Source organism: Hyphomonas sp. (assembly GCF_041398465.1).
GTDB lineage: Bacteria > Pseudomonadota > Alphaproteobacteria > Caulobacterales > Hyphomonadaceae > Hyphomonas.
In genome coordinates this window covers 442,608-459,179 of sequence record NZ_JAWKUS010000003.1, presented here as the reverse complement: position 1 = coordinate 459,179, position 16,572 = coordinate 442,608, and the positions used below count along the sequence as shown (strand labels likewise).

General features: G+C 61.5%; 16 protein-coding genes. 7 read left to right on the top strand and 9 right to left on the bottom strand.

Translation table 11 applies throughout. From position 1 onward, the window contains the following. Nucleotides 1-28 precede the first annotated feature (28 nt). Complete coding sequence (locus R3C98_RS12645; protein WP_371314440.1) at nt 29-385, bottom strand: cytochrome c; 357 nt, start codon at nt 383-385, stop codon at nt 29-31. Between the two features lie 435 nt (nt 386-820). On the opposite strand from R3C98_RS12645, the gene R3C98_RS12640 reads away from it, so the two are divergent. The 3 genes from R3C98_RS12640 to R3C98_RS12630 all read left to right on the top strand — a co-directional run bounded on the left by R3C98_RS12640 (nt 821) and on the right by R3C98_RS12630 (nt 3,384). Continuing rightward, a complete protein-coding gene (locus tag R3C98_RS12640; protein ID WP_371314439.1) occupies nt 821-1,597 on the top strand; it encodes a hypothetical protein in 777 nt (258 codons plus the stop codon). A 165-nt stretch (nt 1,598-1,762) separates the two neighbouring features. Beyond that, complete coding sequence (locus tag R3C98_RS12635) at nt 1,763-2,353, top strand: hypothetical protein (protein ID WP_371314438.1); 591 nt, start codon at nt 1,763-1,765, stop codon at nt 2,351-2,353. A 161-nt stretch (nt 2,354-2,514) separates the two neighbouring features. Further along, nucleotides 2,515-3,384 carry a DUF1499 domain-containing protein gene (locus tag R3C98_RS12630; protein WP_371314437.1) on the top strand — a complete coding sequence of 290 codons (870 nt, stop codon included), beginning with the start codon at nt 2,515-2,517 and terminating at the stop codon, nt 3,382-3,384. Here the strand turns inward: R3C98_RS12630 and R3C98_RS12625 are convergent. Both R3C98_RS12625 and R3C98_RS12620 read right to left on the bottom strand, forming a co-directional pair. Further along, the gene (locus R3C98_RS12625; RefSeq protein ID WP_371314436.1) at nt 3,381-4,604 is read right to left on the bottom strand and encodes a potassium/proton antiporter; all 1,224 of its coding nucleotides are present in this window, start codon (nt 4,602-4,604) and stop codon (nt 3,381-3,383) included. The genes R3C98_RS12630 and R3C98_RS12625 overlap by 4 nt on opposite strands. Before the next feature lie 161 nt (nt 4,605-4,765). Then, nucleotides 4,766-5,587, bottom strand: coding sequence for a LysR family transcriptional regulator (locus R3C98_RS12620; protein WP_371314434.1), 822 nt, complete (start codon nt 5,585-5,587; stop codon nt 4,766-4,768). 97 nt (nt 5,588-5,684) lie between these two features. Between R3C98_RS12620 and R3C98_RS12615 the strand changes: the two genes are divergently transcribed. Then, nucleotides 5,685-6,092: a hypothetical protein gene (locus R3C98_RS12615; protein ID WP_371314433.1), complete on the top strand. Its 408-nt coding sequence runs from the start codon at nt 5,685-5,687 to the stop codon at nt 6,090-6,092. On the opposite strand, the gene R3C98_RS12610 is transcribed toward R3C98_RS12615, so the two are convergent. Further along, on the bottom strand, nt 6,089-7,000 hold the full coding sequence (locus R3C98_RS12610) for an ABC transporter permease subunit (RefSeq protein ID WP_371314432.1): 912 nt from the start codon (nt 6,998-7,000) through the stop codon (nt 6,089-6,091). The genes R3C98_RS12615 and R3C98_RS12610 overlap by 4 nt on opposite strands. Then, entirely contained in the window at nt 7,000-7,971 is a 972-nt protein-coding gene (locus R3C98_RS12605; RefSeq protein WP_371314431.1) for an ABC transporter permease, read from the bottom strand. The genes R3C98_RS12610 and R3C98_RS12605 overlap by 1 nt, the downstream gene beginning before the upstream one ends. 132 nt (nt 7,972-8,103) lie before the next feature. Here R3C98_RS12605 and R3C98_RS12600 point away from each other — a divergent pair, with 132 nt between their 5' ends. The 3 genes from R3C98_RS12600 to R3C98_RS12590 all read left to right on the top strand — a co-directional run bounded on the left by R3C98_RS12600 (nt 8,104) and on the right by R3C98_RS12590 (nt 10,534). Further along, nucleotides 8,104-8,514, top strand: a complete 411-nt coding sequence (locus R3C98_RS12600) for a TIGR01244 family sulfur transferase (RefSeq protein WP_035570469.1) — start codon at nt 8,104-8,106, stop codon at nt 8,512-8,514. Between the two features lie 134 nt (nt 8,515-8,648). Then, entirely contained in the window at nt 8,649-9,587 is a 939-nt protein-coding gene (locus R3C98_RS12595; RefSeq protein ID WP_371314430.1) for a hypothetical protein, read from the top strand. 35 nt (nt 9,588-9,622) lie between these two features. Then, entirely contained in the window at nt 9,623-10,534 is a 912-nt protein-coding gene (locus R3C98_RS12590) for an MBL fold metallo-hydrolase (RefSeq protein ID WP_371314429.1), read from the top strand. Nucleotides 10,535-10,540: 6 nt separating this feature from the next. Here R3C98_RS12590 and R3C98_RS12585 read toward each other — a convergent pair whose 3' ends face one another. The 4 genes from R3C98_RS12585 to R3C98_RS12570 all read right to left on the bottom strand — a co-directional run bounded on the left by R3C98_RS12585 (nt 10,541) and on the right by R3C98_RS12570 (nt 16,520). Continuing rightward, nucleotides 10,541-12,925, bottom strand: coding sequence for a transketolase (locus R3C98_RS12585; RefSeq protein ID WP_371314428.1), 2,385 nt, complete (start codon nt 12,923-12,925; stop codon nt 10,541-10,543). An 84-nt stretch (nt 12,926-13,009) separates the two neighbouring features. Continuing rightward, complete coding sequence (locus R3C98_RS12580; RefSeq protein WP_371314427.1) at nt 13,010-13,846, bottom strand: enoyl-CoA hydratase-related protein; 837 nt, start codon at nt 13,844-13,846, stop codon at nt 13,010-13,012. Nucleotides 13,847-13,925: 79 nt separating this feature from the next. Continuing rightward, nucleotides 13,926-14,936, bottom strand: a complete 1,011-nt coding sequence (locus R3C98_RS12575) for an NAD(P)H-dependent glycerol-3-phosphate dehydrogenase (protein WP_371314426.1) — start codon at nt 14,934-14,936, stop codon at nt 13,926-13,928. A 69-nt stretch (nt 14,937-15,005) separates the two neighbouring features. Beyond that, nucleotides 15,006-16,520: an acetyl-CoA acetyltransferase gene (locus tag R3C98_RS12570; protein WP_371314425.1), complete on the bottom strand. Its 1,515-nt coding sequence runs from the start codon at nt 16,518-16,520 to the stop codon at nt 15,006-15,008. Between the last annotated feature and the right edge of the window lie 52 nt (nt 16,521-16,572).

Below are 16,572 nucleotides of genomic sequence, written 5' to 3'. Positions count from 1 at the left end.
TTACGCAGGGCACCTTGCGGTCAGGGCATCAGCCTTCGGCCGGCTGCGGCTCCTGAATGCTCTTCAGGTAGGTCAGCAGCACATCTGCGCCCAGCGGGCCGAAATGGAATTGCGGCATGTCCGGGTGGCCCACTTTCAGGCCTTCCTCGAAATTCTCATGCAGCGTGTCGGCATCGTAATTGTTCAGCACATGACGCAGGGCCGGCGTATCGGCGCGCAGGGCATCCTGCTGGTCGAGGCCATGGCAATTGGCGCAGACGGCAGAGGCGACACCGCGCCCTTCCGAGATTTGCTGCGACAGCGGGGCCTTTTGTGACTCCCGGACTTCCATCCCCTCACACCCGGCAAGGGCCAGCGGAATGAGAATGATACTCAGTTTGCGCATAATAATACCTCCTCTGTTTCTTTCAATGTCTCAGAGAAATGCCCTTCCCGCAATTCCGGAGATTTACGGGGCGGGGGCGGGGGCGGGGAGTTCAGCTTCCGCCCTGCCGTAAACCGCTCATGATCCGGTATAGTCCGGTATGGTCATGGCAAGTCATGCGGGGCGCACCACAAACATGTTTTAGGATGCCGGCACAGCTGGTGGGTATCGGCTTCGCCTCAACCCACCCTACGCTTGCTTACACGTTCTCCTATTCTAGAGGTGGAGTCATCGTCTATGACGTTGTCCGTCCTCAATATCGAAACCCGTTCTATGTCCCCGCTCCAAATCCTTTGGATAAATACATAAATCCCAAAAACGATGTACCTGTCCCTATTCCCATCCCTGGGGGGCAAAAAAATTCCGAAATTTGGTTAGAGATATGGAGGCATAGGGTTGAGCAGTTTTATTGATTTAAGATTTTGGAAACGTCCCGATTTGCTGCGCGCGAAGTTCAGGAACATGGGATTTGGCGTGATAGATCTTCATGCCCAGATTGCGAGCGAGCTTTGCGAGAACGCGTTTAGCGCGGAGGAATTTCTGAAAGAATCCGACTCTAGAGCTATCGCAAGAATTGCAAATTGGATTGACCAAAAACCCAGCGTCCCCGCCACTCAACCTTATTATGATTACCTGTTTCAGTTTCGTCGGAGAGAACGCTCTCTTGGATGGCAAGAAACGCATAAACGCCTCTACGGGCCGATTGAAGAGCAAAAACTTTCGGAACTTCATCTGCTTCCAGAGACGGACGTGGGCATCGTCTTCAAGAAAAAAGAGATGGGCCATTACATAAAGGAGATCGGTCAGCGGATGGGATTCAAGCCGGGGGGGGAAATGCTGCTTAGTGGCAAGTCACCTCTTTCCAGGAAGATTGAGGGAACCGACGTTCTACTGAAATTTGCTCTGGATCTGGGACAAAGCGAAGAGAATTTTCCCAATCAACCGCCCGTTCCGCCGGCGATAAGTGTTGAACTCCTCAACTCGGACGATCCGACGAGCGTGCGGAGAATAAACGTCGATGATATGGTTATTGGTTCGCTCTTTTATCAGGGGATACAAAGTATTCATAAACCCTATATTCAAGGAAGCCAGATAAACGCGGTTCCGGTTGAGCACTGGTCGAACATAATCAAACTCGACATCTTCGCCACGATTACCCTTCTCGATTTGTGAATATCTGAGCTTGAGTTGGCGGCGAAAAATTCTCACAGCTAACAGCAAGGCAGGGTGGATTGAGCGGCGCGATACCCACCATCTCGCGCCCGGACCTATTACACAGCACGCGGAAAACGGCTGCCTCTATCCTCCCGGATAGGTCCCCATGGCACGCTCCGCGCCATGACAGACCGCACTGATTTCTTCTCTCAGGCCTTTTACACGATCGCCCGCGCCATTGCGGAAGCGGGCGTGAACGTGGATCTGTTCAAGACGCCTGAGACGATTGCGAAATCGGTGAACCGGAAGGTGCGGGCGGAGCTGAAGCGCCTCGCTGTGCTGCTCCGCCGTCTGATCTTCCTGGTGGCACTGCGGATGGAGCTGGCACCTCTGAAGCCGCGCATCGGCAGCAATTATTACGAGCCGAAGAAACCGGATGCGGACTACCGCTATGTCTTCACCATGGTGCCCGCGCCATCACGCCCGTGCCCGCATTTCCTGAAAGGGCCGGTGGTTGCCCCTATGCGCGGACCTGTGCCCGCCGCGCCGCTGATCGCCCGCTGGCAGGCCATGTTGGACACGATGAAACACCATAAGCGCCGCGCGCGCTGCCTCGCCCGCACCATCCAGCGCTGGCAGGCCGCCGGTGAAGCCCGGCCGCATGTGCCGCCCATCCCGAATACGCACCGCATGCCCGCGGCCATCGCCCTCGTTTCCGGCGGGCTGACCGCGCAGCTGATCGAGGCGCTGAAAAGCTGGCCGGATTCCAGCTGACCTCACCCACAATCAGGTTCATTTGCCGGAGCGCCAGGGGCGTTTCCGGGCAAAACTGCTGCTCAAAGCGTTACGGCCGGATCACGCACTCTTGATCCTGAAGGGGCGACAAGCGGGCCGGGGCAGGCTATGCCTCAGCACAATAGCAGGGAGGGTCCCCCATGACCAATACGGACGAGAATGGCGGCTGGCGCGGCCGGTTTTCGGCTTTTGCGCTGGCCTTTGCGGTCTTCGGCGCCTTGTGGTTCTTCATCGCCGCCGGGGGCACAAAGCTCGGCCTCTGGGGGTGGCGGGTCGGCTTCAGCAAGCTGGCCATGGGCTGGGGCCCGAAGATCGTCATGTCGGCACTGGCCATTTCGGCGCTCGCGATCATCGTGTCGCTGGTGATGGCCCCGCGCAAAAGGCCCTTCATGCTGGCGCTGGCAGCCTTGCTCGTCTCGGGCCTCTCCATGGGGCGGCTCTATGCGACGAAGGAAAATGCGAAACGCCTGCCGCCGCTGCACGATATCCAGACCGACTGGACCCATCCGATCATGCCCACCGCGGCGCTCCTCTCCGCCCGTGCGTCGACAGATGCCGGGAATGAGATCGAGGAAGCCCCGGTGATCAGCGACCGGGCCAAGGGCAGCTGGCCCGGCATGGAAGGCCGCCTCGTTTCCGAAGTGCAGGAAGAGGCGGAGTTCAATCCGGAGCGCCAGAAGAAGGAAGTCTCCGCGCCGTATCCGCATCTGGAAACGCTGGTCCTGCCATCCGTTCCATTCGATATGGCTTACCAGGCCGCGCTCGATACGGTGAATGCCAAAGGCTGGACGATTGTCACCGCCGAACCTGAAGAAGGCCGTATCGAGGCGACGGAAACCTCCTTCTGGTTCGAGTTCAAGGATGACATCATGATCCGTGTGCTGCCAGAAGGTGAAAGCGGATCCCGCATCGACGTCCGCTCCGTCAGCCGCGTCGGCCTGTCGGATCTTGGCGCCAATGCCAAGCGGGTGAAACTCTTCCTGGAAGATCTCGAAGCGCGGATCGGCTAGGTCCGGGCAGGCTCAGCCTGTGCTGTCTGGGGCTCCGGTACATCGCCGAGCTTCAGCCAGCGCGCCGCCTGTGAAATCGTCCAGCCCTGCGCAATCAGGGACACCGTGACGATGACGAAGACGATGTTGAAAAAGCCGACTGTCACCGGCCCGGGCGCAATGACGGGGTAGATGGCCAGCAGCACGGGAACGGCCCCGCGCAGGCCGACCCAGCTGAGGAAAATGTTTTCCTTCAGCGAAAAGCCCATCCAGCCCACGCTGGCGAACACGGCCAGCGGGCGGGCAACCAGCATGAGAACCCCAGCGCAGGCAATCGCCGGCCAGAAATCCTTCAGCAGTGCGCTCGGCGTCACCAAAAGGCCCAGCATCAGGAAGAGCACCATCTGGCACAGCCACTGGAAAGCCTCGTTGAAATCCTCGATCCGGTCGATCGGACGGCGCAGATAGGCCTTCAGCATGAACCCGGCGAGATAGACCGCCAGGAAGCCGCTGCCGCCCAGAAGTGTGGTGCCCGCATAGATGGTCAGCGCGCCGGAAAGGGTCATCGCCGGATAAGTGCCCATGGGCAGGCTCAGCCGGTCCGTCAGCCAGGCGAGCAGTCGTCCGCCACCAAGCCCGGCCACAAGGCCGATCCCGGCCTGCTGGGCAAGGAAGAGGGCAAAGCCCGCAAGGTCCGTTGCCGCGCCCGCAGGCTGGGCCGCGACCAGCATGGTGAGGGAGACGGTGAGGAAGATGGCCATCGGGTCGTTGATCCCGGATTCCAGCATTAGCGTGTCCCGCAGTTTCTGGCGCAGGTTCACGCCGCTCTGCTGGACCAGCAGGAACGTCGCTGCGGCATCGGTCGAGGCAACGGCGGCGCCCAGCAGCAGGCCCTGCAGCCAGGGCAGGTTCAGGATGAAGGTGGCGGCGATCCCGGTCACAGCGCCTGTGATCAGCACACCGAGTGTGGCCAGGCTGACAGCCGGAATGCCCGCTGTGCGGAAGACCGAGCGCTCGGCCTCCAGCCCGCCGGCAAACAGGATGACCGCGAGTGCCACGCTGCCCAGGTCAAAGGCCAGGCTGAAATTGCTGAACTGTATCCCGCCGGGACCATCCTCTCCGAGCAGCATGCCGATGAGCAGGGCCAGGAGCAGGAAAGGTGCACCCGCACGGCGCGCCAGCGGCATCATGGCAAAGCTGGTAAAGACGACCAGGCTGCAAAGGAACAGGAATAGCGCCAAACGGGCCGCCTCACTCTCGGATTTCGGGATACGGGAGAGATGGGGTGCCGACAGGAAAAGCCAATCCCGTCAGGGACGTTTCAGGTCAGTATGTGCCCGGCAGGACACAAAATTTGGCAGCTGAGGGCACTTTCGGGGCCAGCGCCTTACGGCTGGCGCCATCAGTTCGTTGGACGGGTAAGTGTCAGCTCCTGGGCCAGTTCCTTCGCGAAGGCTGTCTTGCGATGCGAAATGCCGATTCTGCGTGTCCCTGTCTCCACGTCGCGCAGAGGCAAAATCGTGATGTCGTCACGTCCATCACCATGGGAGCGTGGCACAAAAGCGATCCCAAGCCCGGCAGCCACCAGCTCCAGAAGTTGTGTATCATTCATGGCCTGCGCGACGGGGGAAACGAGAGAGGGGGTCAGCTGCATATGATCCGCATTCGGACAATAGGGGCGGTGTATCAGAGGATACTCCCGCAGATCGTCCAGGTGTAACCGGGACAGGGAGGCGAGCGGGTGGAACCGCGCGACAGCGACGCAGAAGGGTTCTTCAGCCAGGGGAATGAACGTATGATTGCCCGGAACGCAGCCTTCCGACAAATAGGCAATGTCGCTGTCTTCAGCGGTATCGGTGAAACTGAAGGTCAAAGTCGCAGACTTCCGGCGTACGCGGCTCAGGTCCGGAGCGATCCCGTGAACCAGAACGTCGGGGGCGCAATGAAACCGAACCGTCTGCTGGGGCAGATCGCGCAGGCGGGCTTCCAGTGTCGAGAGATGGGTGACGCTCTGCTCTGCATCTGAATAGAGCCGACGTGCCAGCGCCGTCGCCGTCAGGCCGGATTTCGATCGCTGAAACAAAGCTCCACCCAATGTTTCTTCCAGCTTCTGGATTGCTGCGGACACGGTCGGCTGGCTGACGCCGTTCGCGCGCGCAGCCTGGCTGAAGGTTCCGGTCTCGAAGGCGCTGGTGAAGTAGCGCAGAGTGGTCAAGTCAATCATAGTCAAAGGCTATGTTATATATACGTGGAATAGCAATAGCCTAAGTTTTGGTGCGGTCGCATATGGGGGGGGCATCACAGCGAAAGGAGCCTTGAGCATGCAAGCGACCCACACCAGGACGGCAGAGACAATCATCGGGCAAGTGCTTGCCAGGTTCGCTGCCGGCGATCTATCGCTCTTCGAATTGATTGCGGACGACATCGACTTCCGCATCGACCACTTCCGCGATGAGGCGGATACAAGTTGGCAGCTGGCCACTTCCCGCGAGGCCTTGATGGGCGTTATCGGGCGGCTCGGGCAGGATGTCTTCCCAAAGGGAACTGAGGCGCTGGGAGTTGATGTCTTCGCGTTGGGAGACGGCTGGCATCTGACACGCTTCCATCAGCGGTTCTTTTACGGTGAGAGACAGCGCGATGTGACGAGCGTAACGTTCATCATTTCACATGAAGCCGATGGTTTGCTGGATTACTTCCGCGAGAACGTCACGAATATTGTGGACGTCTAGCGGTCCTTCGGGTCCAGCGCGTCGCGCAGGCCGTCGCCAATGAAGTTCAGACAGAGCAGGGTGACGGCCATCGTGCCGGCCGGGGCGAGCAGCATCCAGGGTTTCTCTTCCATCCGCGCGGCGCCATCGGAGATCAGCACGCCGAGCGAGGTCAGCGGCTCGTTCACGCCGAGGCCGAGGAAGGACAGGAAGCTTTCGGCAAGGATCACGACCGGGATGGTCAGGGTCACATAAACCGCCACCGGGCCGATCACGTTCGGCAGGATGTGGCGCAGGATGATGGCAGGGCGGCTGACACCGGCAGCGCGGGCGGCCTCGATGAATTCCTTGCCCTTGATGGCGAGGGTCTGGCCGCGGACGATCCGCGCCATGGTCAGCCATTCGATCGCGCCGATGGCCGCGAAGATCAGGAAGATGTTCCGCTCGAACACCGTCAGCAGCAGGATGACGAAGAAGATGAAAGGCAGGGCATAGAGCACGTCCACGATGCGCATCATGAAATTGTCGACCCGGCCGCCGAGATATCCGGCCGTCGCGCCCCAGGTGACACCGATGACGAGGCTGACGGCTGTGGCCACCACGCCGACCATCAGCGAGATGCGCAGGCCGATCATCAGGCGAGCCATCAGGTCGCGTCCTTGAAGGTCCGTACCGAGGATGTGCATGTTCTCGAAGGTCGGGGCGATGGCGCGTGCATCCGAAATCGTGCGGTAGTCGTGCACCCAGACCATCGGGCCGAATATGGCGATCAGGACCAGCACGCCCAGGACCCACATGGAGGCGACAGCGGCCTTGTTGTGGAAGAGGCGCGCGCGGGCGTCGTCCCAGAGGGAGCGGCCGCCGGCGATGGCCTGGTTCACAGGTTCCACCCGGCCGGTGGGATCGAGAAGCGGGTCAGCCTGGCTCATCAGTCGTACTTCACTTTCGGATCGAGCACCGCGTAGAGGATGTCGGCGACGAGGTTCAGGATCACGATGAGGGCGGCGTAGACAATGATCGCGCCCATCACGAGCGTGTAGTCACGGTTGAGGGCGCCGTTGACGAAGTAGGAACCGAGCCCCGGCAGGCCGAAGACTTTCTCGATCACGACCGAGCCGGTCATGACCCGCGCCATGGCCGGGCCGGCATAGGAGATCAGCGGCAGCATGGCTGCTGGCAGTGCATGGCGGGCAATCACCTGTCGCTCCGACAGGCCTTTGGACCGGGCGGTGCGGATGTGGTTCGACCGCATCGTCTCGATGATCGAGGCGCGCATGAGGCGAGAAATGATGGCGATCTGCGGCAGGGCCAGCGTGATGACCGGAAGGGTCATGTTGTGCAGGTTCATGCCGATATTGGGGTAGGTGCCGAGGCCGCCCACGGCAAATATGCCGGCGCCAAGGGCGAAAATGAGGATCAGGATGGGCCCTGTCACAAAGGTCGGAATGGATATCCCGAACATGGCGAGGCCCATGACGCCATAATCCGCTGAGGAGTTTTGCCTGAGCCCCGCAAACACCCCGAGCAATGTGCCCAGCGTTATCCCTAAAATCATCGCCAGCGAGCCGATGGTGAGCGAAATCGGCAAGCCGTCGGCGATCAGGTCGTTTACGCTTTTGCCAAGCGTCTTGTAGGACGGCCCGAAATCGCCTTGCAGCACGCCGCCCACATAGTTGAAATATTGCTCGTGAAGCGGCTTGTCGAAGCCGAACTTGGCCGCAATCGCCTTTTCCGTGGCCGCCGGCAGCTTGCGTTCGCCGTCGAATGGTCCGCCCGGGGCTGCCCGCATCATCAGGAAGGCCATGGTGATGATGGCCAGCATGGTGGGAATGGCGATCAGCAGGCGGCGGGCGGTGTAGGCCCATGGGATCCGGCTGAGGGCGCGCTGCAGGGTGGACAAGGGCAAATTTCCGTCGTTGTTGCAGGGCCATAGTGAAAAGGTGTTCCGCCAAAACCTTGGCAGAACGGATAACCTTCCTTAGCTAGGTATCCGAATCGATCAAGACCGTCTCAACAGACAGGACCCTCCCAAATGGCTGATATTCGCCGCGTAACAGACGCATTTGCCGTTGCTCCGCAGATTTCCGAAAACGATGTCGAAGAAATCGCTGCAGCCGGTTTCAAGACCATCATCGCCAACCGGCCGGACGGGGAAGGCGGTATCGAACAGCCGCGCATGGGGCCGATCCGCGCGAAGGCCGAAGCGCTCGGCCTGACCTTCGTGGCGCTGCCGTTTTCCGGCGCGCCGACGCCCGAAATCGTCGAGCGCATGGGCGGAATCCTGAATGAAGCGCCGCAGCCCGTGCTGGCCTATTGCCGCACCGGAACGCGCTGTATCACGGCCTGGGCGCTGACCCATTCGGGGCAGGGCACCGGACAGGAAATCGTCGACGCCGCTGCAGGTGCGGGCTACGATCTTTCCAGTATCGAATCACTGCTCTAAGGGCAGTTCCGTATGGCCGGTGATCACAAATGCGCCGCATTAAGTGTGTTGTCAGTGAGCTGGCGGCGTGCGAGGCAGGAAACCGGCCGCGAACCATGCTGTGATGCATTGTTCGCCAGTCAGGAGAGTACGGGATGACAGACCGGTTGTGGCTGACCGATTTCAAATACGATGACGGCGCAATGCTGGTTAAGAAAACCGGCGCCCGCATCCCGCTGACTCTTTCGCTGATCAATGATGTTTTCACCTGGCTGACTTTCTACGGTGCAGCGCAGTCCTGGCGCATCTGGCGCCGGATCGAGGGGCACAAGCGCCCGACCATCGCCTTCTACCCGGACAAGCCGCGCCCCTGGTACTTTATCTGGCCGGTCATGCACGTTTCCGGCGCGAAGCTGATCGACGATGTCACCAAGGCCGACATTGTCATGCAGTTCGATGATTGTACCGAAACGAACAACAAGCTGCCGGACGTCAAGGAAGGCGCCCGCCTTGTGAATTTCGAATGCCATGATGTGTCGAAGTCCAAGGTCGGCGTCGCTTTCGAAAAGGCGGCGGGCTACTCGCTGGCGGTTGATCCGACAACCTATACCGGCCGGATGGTGGAAAAGTCCGAACTGAACGCGGCGCATGATGGCCGGGTTCTGGAAGGCCCGCTGGACGAAGCGGTGCCCGGCAAATGCTATCAGGTTCTGGTCGACAACGAGATTGAAGGCGGGCTTGTGGAAGACCTTCGCTGCTGCCTCGTGAACGGCTCTCCGATTGTCGTTTTCCGCAAGCGCCGGCCATTGGAACGGCGCTTTGCAAACGAGAACGCCCAGGTACTGCTCGACGAACCTCGCAATTGCTACACGGCGGATGAAATCACCGTGATCGAGCGCTTTGCGAAGGAAATGGGACTGGACTGGGGCGGCATTGATTGTCTACGTGACCGCAACAGCGGACGACTCTATATCGTCGATGCAAACAAGACCGACATGGGCCCGCCGGTTGCGTTGAAGCTTGGCTCAAAGCTGAGAGCGACGCGCCGCATGGCACAGGCCTTCGGTACACGGTTTGCGCCGAAGCGGCGATAGGGTATGTCTGCAGGCTGAATATCGAGAGACTGCAAATGGCCATCCCTTACATCAAGGAAATCGAGTTTGAATACGGCGTCGTCCAGCAGTTGACGCCTCTGATTCGCCGGGTGATCGCGAACAATCCCGGCCCGTTCACCTATGTCGGTACGGGCGTCTACATCATCGGTCATGGCGAAGTGGCAGTACTCGATCCGGGGCCGGAGCAGCCGGACCATTTCGAAGCGCTGAAAAAGGCGCTGGAAGGCGAAACCGTCACGCATGTTCTGGTCAGTCATGGCCATTCCGATCACTCGCCGCTGGCCCAGCCGCTGGCCGAGTGGGCGGGCTGCAAGACCTATGCGAAGAATTGCGGCGTGCCGACGGCCAAGGGTGAACTTGGCAGTGCGGATGATCTCGGCTTCATGCCGGATGTGAAGGTCGGTGATGGCGATGTGGTTTCCGGCCCGGGCTGGACGCTGGATGTCATCGAAACGCCCGGACACACCTGCAATCATCTATGCTTCGGCCTGCGCGAAGAGAATACCTGCCTGTCGGGCGATCACATCATGGGATGGTCAACGACCGTTGTTGCCCCGCCGGACGGCGACATGGGCGACTATATGCGCAGCCTCGAAAAGATCCGTCTGATGAAGTTCGATGCGCTCTATCCGACGCATGGAGACCCGGTGAAAGGCAAAGACTTCGTCGAGCACTTCATCACCGAATATGCCGAGCACCGCCGCGAGCGGGAGCGGGCGATCCTGTACCATCTTTCAGAAGGGGAGAATCTGATCCCCGAAATGGTGAAAGAGATGTACAAGGACGTCGACAAACGCCTACATCCGGCGGCAGCGATGTCCGTGCTGGGGCACATGATCGAGCTGGTGAAGACGGGCCGTGTGACGACGCCAGATGAAAAGCCCACCGTGCGCTCTCATTTTGAGCTGGTGCGCTCCGCCGCCTGATCCTTTCTATCGAACGCTAAGCCCGATCCGCCGCCCTGCCGACAGATAGTTTGCGGCGGCAACGATGGAATCTGCGTCAATCATGAAATGCCGGTAGAGGTCATCGATCGTGCCGGTCTGGCCGAAATGCTCGACGCCGAGCGGCGCTGTGCGGTGACCCATCACCGAGCCGATCCAGGCGAGCGTCGCCGGGTGGCCGTCCGTGACCGTGATCAGCGTTGCGTCGCGCGGAACATCCGCCATCAGACGTTCGATCTGGCTGGTTGCTTCCTGGTGGCCTCTTGCGCGGGCCCGGCGTGCGGCGGTCCAGCCGGAGTTCAGCCTGTCTGCCGAGGTGATGGCCAGCACGCCAATATCGCGCCGGTCATTGCCGATGCGCCCTGCGGCCTCGATAGCCTCCGGAGCGACACAGCCCTGATAGGCGATCACGACTTCGCAGTTCGGGCCCGGTTCGCGCAGCCAGTAGGCGCCATCGACGACGCCCTGTCGGAACGCCTGATCGTCCCGTGCCTTGAGGCCCAGCTGTTCCAGCGGGCGCGTGGTGAGGCGCAGGTAAACCGAGCCGCCGGTCTCGTCGCGCAGCCAGGTGCGCTCGTCCGGATCGTTCTCGCCGCTGCGCTGGAGATAGTCGAAGCTCCAGTCCATGATGATGGATAGCTCGTCCAGATAGGCCGGTTCGAAGCTGACGAGGCCATCCTGGCTCATGCCGATCAGTTGGGCGCCGATGGACTGGTGCGCGCCGCCTTCCGGCGCCAGCGTCACGCCTGATGGTGTGCCGGCGATGATGAAGCGCGCGTCCTGGTAGCAGGCATAGTTCAGCGCATCGAGGCCGCGTGCCACGAACGGATCATAGACCGTGCCGATAGGGATCAGCCGTTCGCCGAACAGGGAATGCGACAGGCCGGCCGCGCCCAGCACCAGAAAAAGGTTCATCTCCGCAATGCCCAGCTCGATATGCTGGCCAGCGGGAGAGAACTGCCATTTCTGCGTCGAAGGGATGCGCTGCTGGCGGAACGTGTCTTCCTTTTCCGTCCGGGCAAAGAGGGACCGCCGGTTTACCCACGGACCAAGATTCGTGGAGGAGGTGACATCCGGAGAGGTCGTCAGGATGCGATCTGCGATTTCGCTCTCGCCCTTGGCCAGTGCATCGAGGATCTTGCCGAAGCCGGCCTGCGTGGAGAGCGTGCGATCGTCGAGGAAGACCGGGCCGGGGCTTTCGACCATGGGCGCGGTGAAGCGGCGCGGGCCTGCCTCGAAGAAGGGGACGTGGCCGAGGAATGTCTCCAGTGCGGCCTTGTCTTTCACCGTCGCCAGCTTCTCCCATTCCTCGCCTTCCGGTACGCCCATGTGGCTCTGGAAGTCAGCCATTTGGGCCGGGTTCATCAGGCCGGCATGATTGTCCTTGTGCCCCGCCAGCGGCGTGCCCCAGCCCTTGATCGTGTAAGCGAGGAAGACGGTCGGCCGGTCGTCAGTGACGCTGTCGAACGCCTCGGTCAGGGTTTCGAGGCACTGGCCACCGAGATTGTTCATCAGGGCGTTCAGTTCCTCGTCGCTTCGTTTTGAGAGAAGGTCTGAGACGTCGCCCTGATCGCCGAGGTCGTCCATCAGGCGCTTCCGCCACGCGGCGCCGCCCTGATAGGTGAGGGCGGAGTAGTCCGCATTCGGACAGGACTGGATCCAGCTTTTCAGTGCTTCGCCGCCGGGCTCCTCAAAGGCCGCACGCTGCAGCGCGCCGTGGCGCAGCACGACCACGCGCCAGCCAAAGGCCTTGAAGATCGACTCGATCTTCTCCCACAGGCCCTCATGCACGACGCCGTCGAGGCTCTGGCGGTTATAGTCGATGATCCACCAGGTATTGCGCAGCTCGTGTTTCCAGCCTTCCTGAAGGCACTCGTATACATTGCCCTCATCCAGCTCCGCATCGCCGACCAGCGCGACCATGCGGCCAAGCGGGCGCTCGTCCGCCCAGTCCTTGGCCGCGAGATAGTCCTGCACAATGGAGGCGAAAGCTGTCTCTGCCACGCCGAGGCCGACGGAACCGGTAGAGAAATCCACATCGTCCACATCCTTGGTGCGGCTCGGATAGGATTGCGCGCCTCCATAGCCGCGGAAGCTCTTCAGCTTGTCCAGCGTCTGGTTGCCCATGATGTATTGCATCGCATGGAAGACGGGGGAGGCGTGCGGCTTCACCGCCACGCGGTCTTCAGGGCGCAACGTGTGGAAATAGAGCGCCGTCATGATCGACACCATCGAGGCGCAGGAGGCCTGGTGCCCGCCCACCTTCACATCGCCCTCGCCTTTGGGGCGCAGGTGATTGGCATTGTGCACCATCCAGGCGGAAAGCCAGAGCAGGCGCTGTTCGAGGGTTTTCAGATGCTGGAGATCAGACATGGGGCCCCAAGAGATTGGTTACATTTGAAACCAATCTCTTGGCACAGGATTTCCCTGAGGTCCATGCTCCCCGTTAGGGGTGGCTCACATCGCCGTGTCGCGCAGTTCCGACAGTTCCGGATATTCCGGATCGCGCTTCTCGATCCGTGCCTTGAAGGCTTCGGCCATGTGCGGCGGCGGGAACATCGCCGCGTTCCAGACGCCGATATAGTCCAGCGTGTCGGCGGTGTTGTGGTCGCGGCCGTAATTGATGAGCACCTTGCACCCCGTCACAGCCAGCGGGCTGTTACCGGCGATCTCGCGGGCGACGCCCATCACGGCTTCCATCATCTCCTCATGCGTGTCGAACACATCGTTGACGAGGCCGATCTCCTTCGCCTTGGCGGCGGGCAGGCGCATGCCAGTATAGGCCATCTGTTTCACCCAGCCTTCGGGGATATAGCGCTGCAGGCGGGGGAAGGTGCCGACGTCCGCCGTCATGGCGATATTGGTCTCCATGATGGAGAAGAAGGCGTCCTTGGTGCACCAGCGGATGTCACCGGCGGAGATCATGTCCACGGCGCCGCCGATCACGCCGCCATGCAATGCGAACAGAACCGGCATGCGGGCTTCTTCCATGCAGCTGAAACTGTGCTGGATGTGCCGGATGTTGGAGCGCAGGGCCTCGGCCATGATGTAGCGGTCATGCTTGGGTGCATCGCGCTCGCCGGTGAAGACCTCTGTGTCCATGCCGCCGGAGAAGTGCTTGCCGGTGGACGAGATCACGATCACACGCGCGCGGGCATTCTTGTCGATGTCGTGGATGATTTCCGGCAGTTCGTTCCAGAACGCCTTGTTCATCGTGTTCAGCGCCTCGGGCCGGTTCATCCGGATGTGGGCGATCTTGTCTTCGATGGTGACTTCAAAACACTCGTAGGCCATGCGTTTCCTCCTGTTTGGAGGGAACCTTAGCAGCCGGTCCCGCCGCTGCCAGAGGTGACGGAAGGTCAGGCCCGGATGACTAGGCGGTGACGGCTTCAGCCCGGTTCGGCCGCATCAGCAGGCGGACAATGGCCTCGTCCACGCTGATCTCGCCTTCGATCACGGCGGCGACGGCATCACAGATCGGCATTTCCACGCCATGCTCTGCCGCCAGTTTCCTGAGGACCGGCGCGGTCGCGACGCCCTCGGTCACGGCGTTGCGCGCACCCATGATGCTCTCCAGGGACTCGCCTTTGCCGAGCGCCATTCCGCAGCTCATGTTGCGGCTGGTTTCGGACGAACAGGTCAGCACGAGGTCGCCGAGGCCCGAGAGGCCCGCCAGCGTTTCCCGCTCCGCGCCGAGCTTCAGGGCGAGCCGTGTCATCTCCGCACTGCCGCGCGCGATCAGGGCCGCATGGGCTGAGCGGCCGAGGCCCTTGCCGAGGGCGATACCGCAGGCGATGGCCAGCACGTTCTTCACGGCGCCGCCCACCTCTGCGCCCAGCAGGTCGTGGCCCAGATAGGGGCGGAATGTCGGGGTCGAGATCGCAGCAATGAGTTCGGCGCCGAGCTGCTCGTCTTCAATCGCGAAGGTCACCGCCGTCGGCAGGCCCTGGGCCACATCGATGGCAAAGCTCGGGCCCGACATGACGGCCGGCACAGCGTCCGGCAGTTCTGATTTCAGCACATCCGTCATGAACTCGCCGGTCGCCAGCTCGATGCCCTTGGAGCAGAGCACGACCGGTGTGCCGGGTTTCAGCGTGCCTTTCAGCGCCTTCAGCGTGGCGCGGGTGTGCTGTGCCGGGGCGACGGCAAAGACGGCGTCCATACCGGCCAGATCCGCAAGCTCGCTGGTCGCTTTCAGGGCAGGCTTAAGTGCCACGCCCGGCAGGAAGACGGTGTTCTCGTGGCCCGTGTTGATGGCCTCGGCCACATCTGTTTCGCGGCACCAGATCAGCACATCCTGCCCCTCGCGGGTCAGCATCTGTGCGATGGCGGTGCCCCAGGCGCCGCCGCCGATCACGCCGAACTTCTTGAAATGCGTTGTCATGCCCGGAATTTGGTCGAAACCGTCATTCCGGGCAAGCCACAGAGATCAGGACTGGGCTCACAGGAGCGGTCAGGCGAAGTCGAACGTGCCGGTTTCGCCTTCCACGGTGATCTTCACGCTGCGGCCAACGGGGCTCGCATCCTCGCGCAGCACGGCGAGCGCAGCCGGGCTCGCATTGGCGAGGGCACGGCGGCCGTCCGGCAGGCGGGCGAAAATGATGCCCTTGTTCGGGCCTTCCTTGCCGTGGGTGACCGTGAAGGTTTCCAGCTTGGCGACGCAATCTTCTGAGCAGATATCAATTTCCTCGGTCGGCCGGGCATAGCGGGCGACCGGTGTGAACTCTGCCGGTTTGGACGTCGAATAGACGCCGACAGCTTCCTTGGTCATCCAGCCGCCATTGGCGAGGACAAGGCCGAAGGCGCCTGCATCGCCGCGCAGCTTTGCGACCATTTCCGCAATTCCGTGCAGGGAGTAATTGTTTCCGGGGCCACCGAAGAAGGGCAGGCCGCCGGTCAGTGTCAGCGGGCGCTTGTCGGTTTTCCAGTCGACGCCGAGTGCCTGCGTCGAGGAGAACACCGCGCACGGGAAGCAGGAATAGAGATCGAAGTGCGCCATGTCGGCGGTCGTCTTGCCAGACTGTTCCAGCGCGCGGGAGATTGCCGCTTCCATGGCAAACGACCCATCCAGCCGTGGGCGGACAGAGATGAAATCGTCTGAGCCTTCGCCTGCGCCGTGCAGATAGACGCGCTTGTCTTCGGCGATGCCCAGCTCATCCGCCTTGGACGAGCTCATCACGATGGCCGCCGCGCCCTGGTTCACGGCATCCTGCGCGATGAACCATTTCAGGAACGGGTCGGCATATTCGTAGTTCCCTTTGGACGGCGTCGACAGGAACTCGATGGAGTGCTCCACCGGGAACTGGGAGTAGGGGTTCTTCGCGGCCACAGCCGTGAAGGGCTGGAACAGCTCGGCCATGGCTTTGCGGTGCTGGCTGCGCGAGCGGCCTTCTCGGGCGGCGATGGCGTTTTCGAACATGGCGTAGAAATAGGCCGGGGCGACGATGCCATGCTTGATCTCTTCACGGCTCAGCATCATCGGGCCCGTGCCGCGATCTTCATATTCGGCGTCTGCGCTGTCGGCCCAGTTGATCTCCACGCCATGGCGGCGGGCACCCTTGGAAGCACGGTTGGCTTCAGAACCGGAAATCAGGGCGCACTCGATCTCGCCCTCGAAGACCTTGGCGGCCATCTCGTTGACGAGGGCTTGCGGGCTCTGGCCGCCGACGGTCTCATAGATCAGGTTGGCGGGCGAAGCGCCGATGTCGCGTGCCAGCGTGCCGGGCAGGTTCGTATTGTGCCCGTGCGGATGCGGGGCGCCGCGCACGGAGTCTTCGAAGATGCGAACCACAGCGAGCGTGTCGATGGCGCCGGCGATGCCTGCGGCGCCCGTATCGGCAAGTGCCGCCTTGGAAGCATCCACCATCAGCGACAGCGGAGAAGGGGCTCCGGCTGGCCCGGCTGTTCCGTCCCACTGGCTGAGGCTTTGGCCCACGCCGACGAGTACAGGTAGATCCCCTTTGGCCATCGTTCGCTCCCGAATATAATTATGCCTGATCCCTGCTTATCGCGGGATCAGG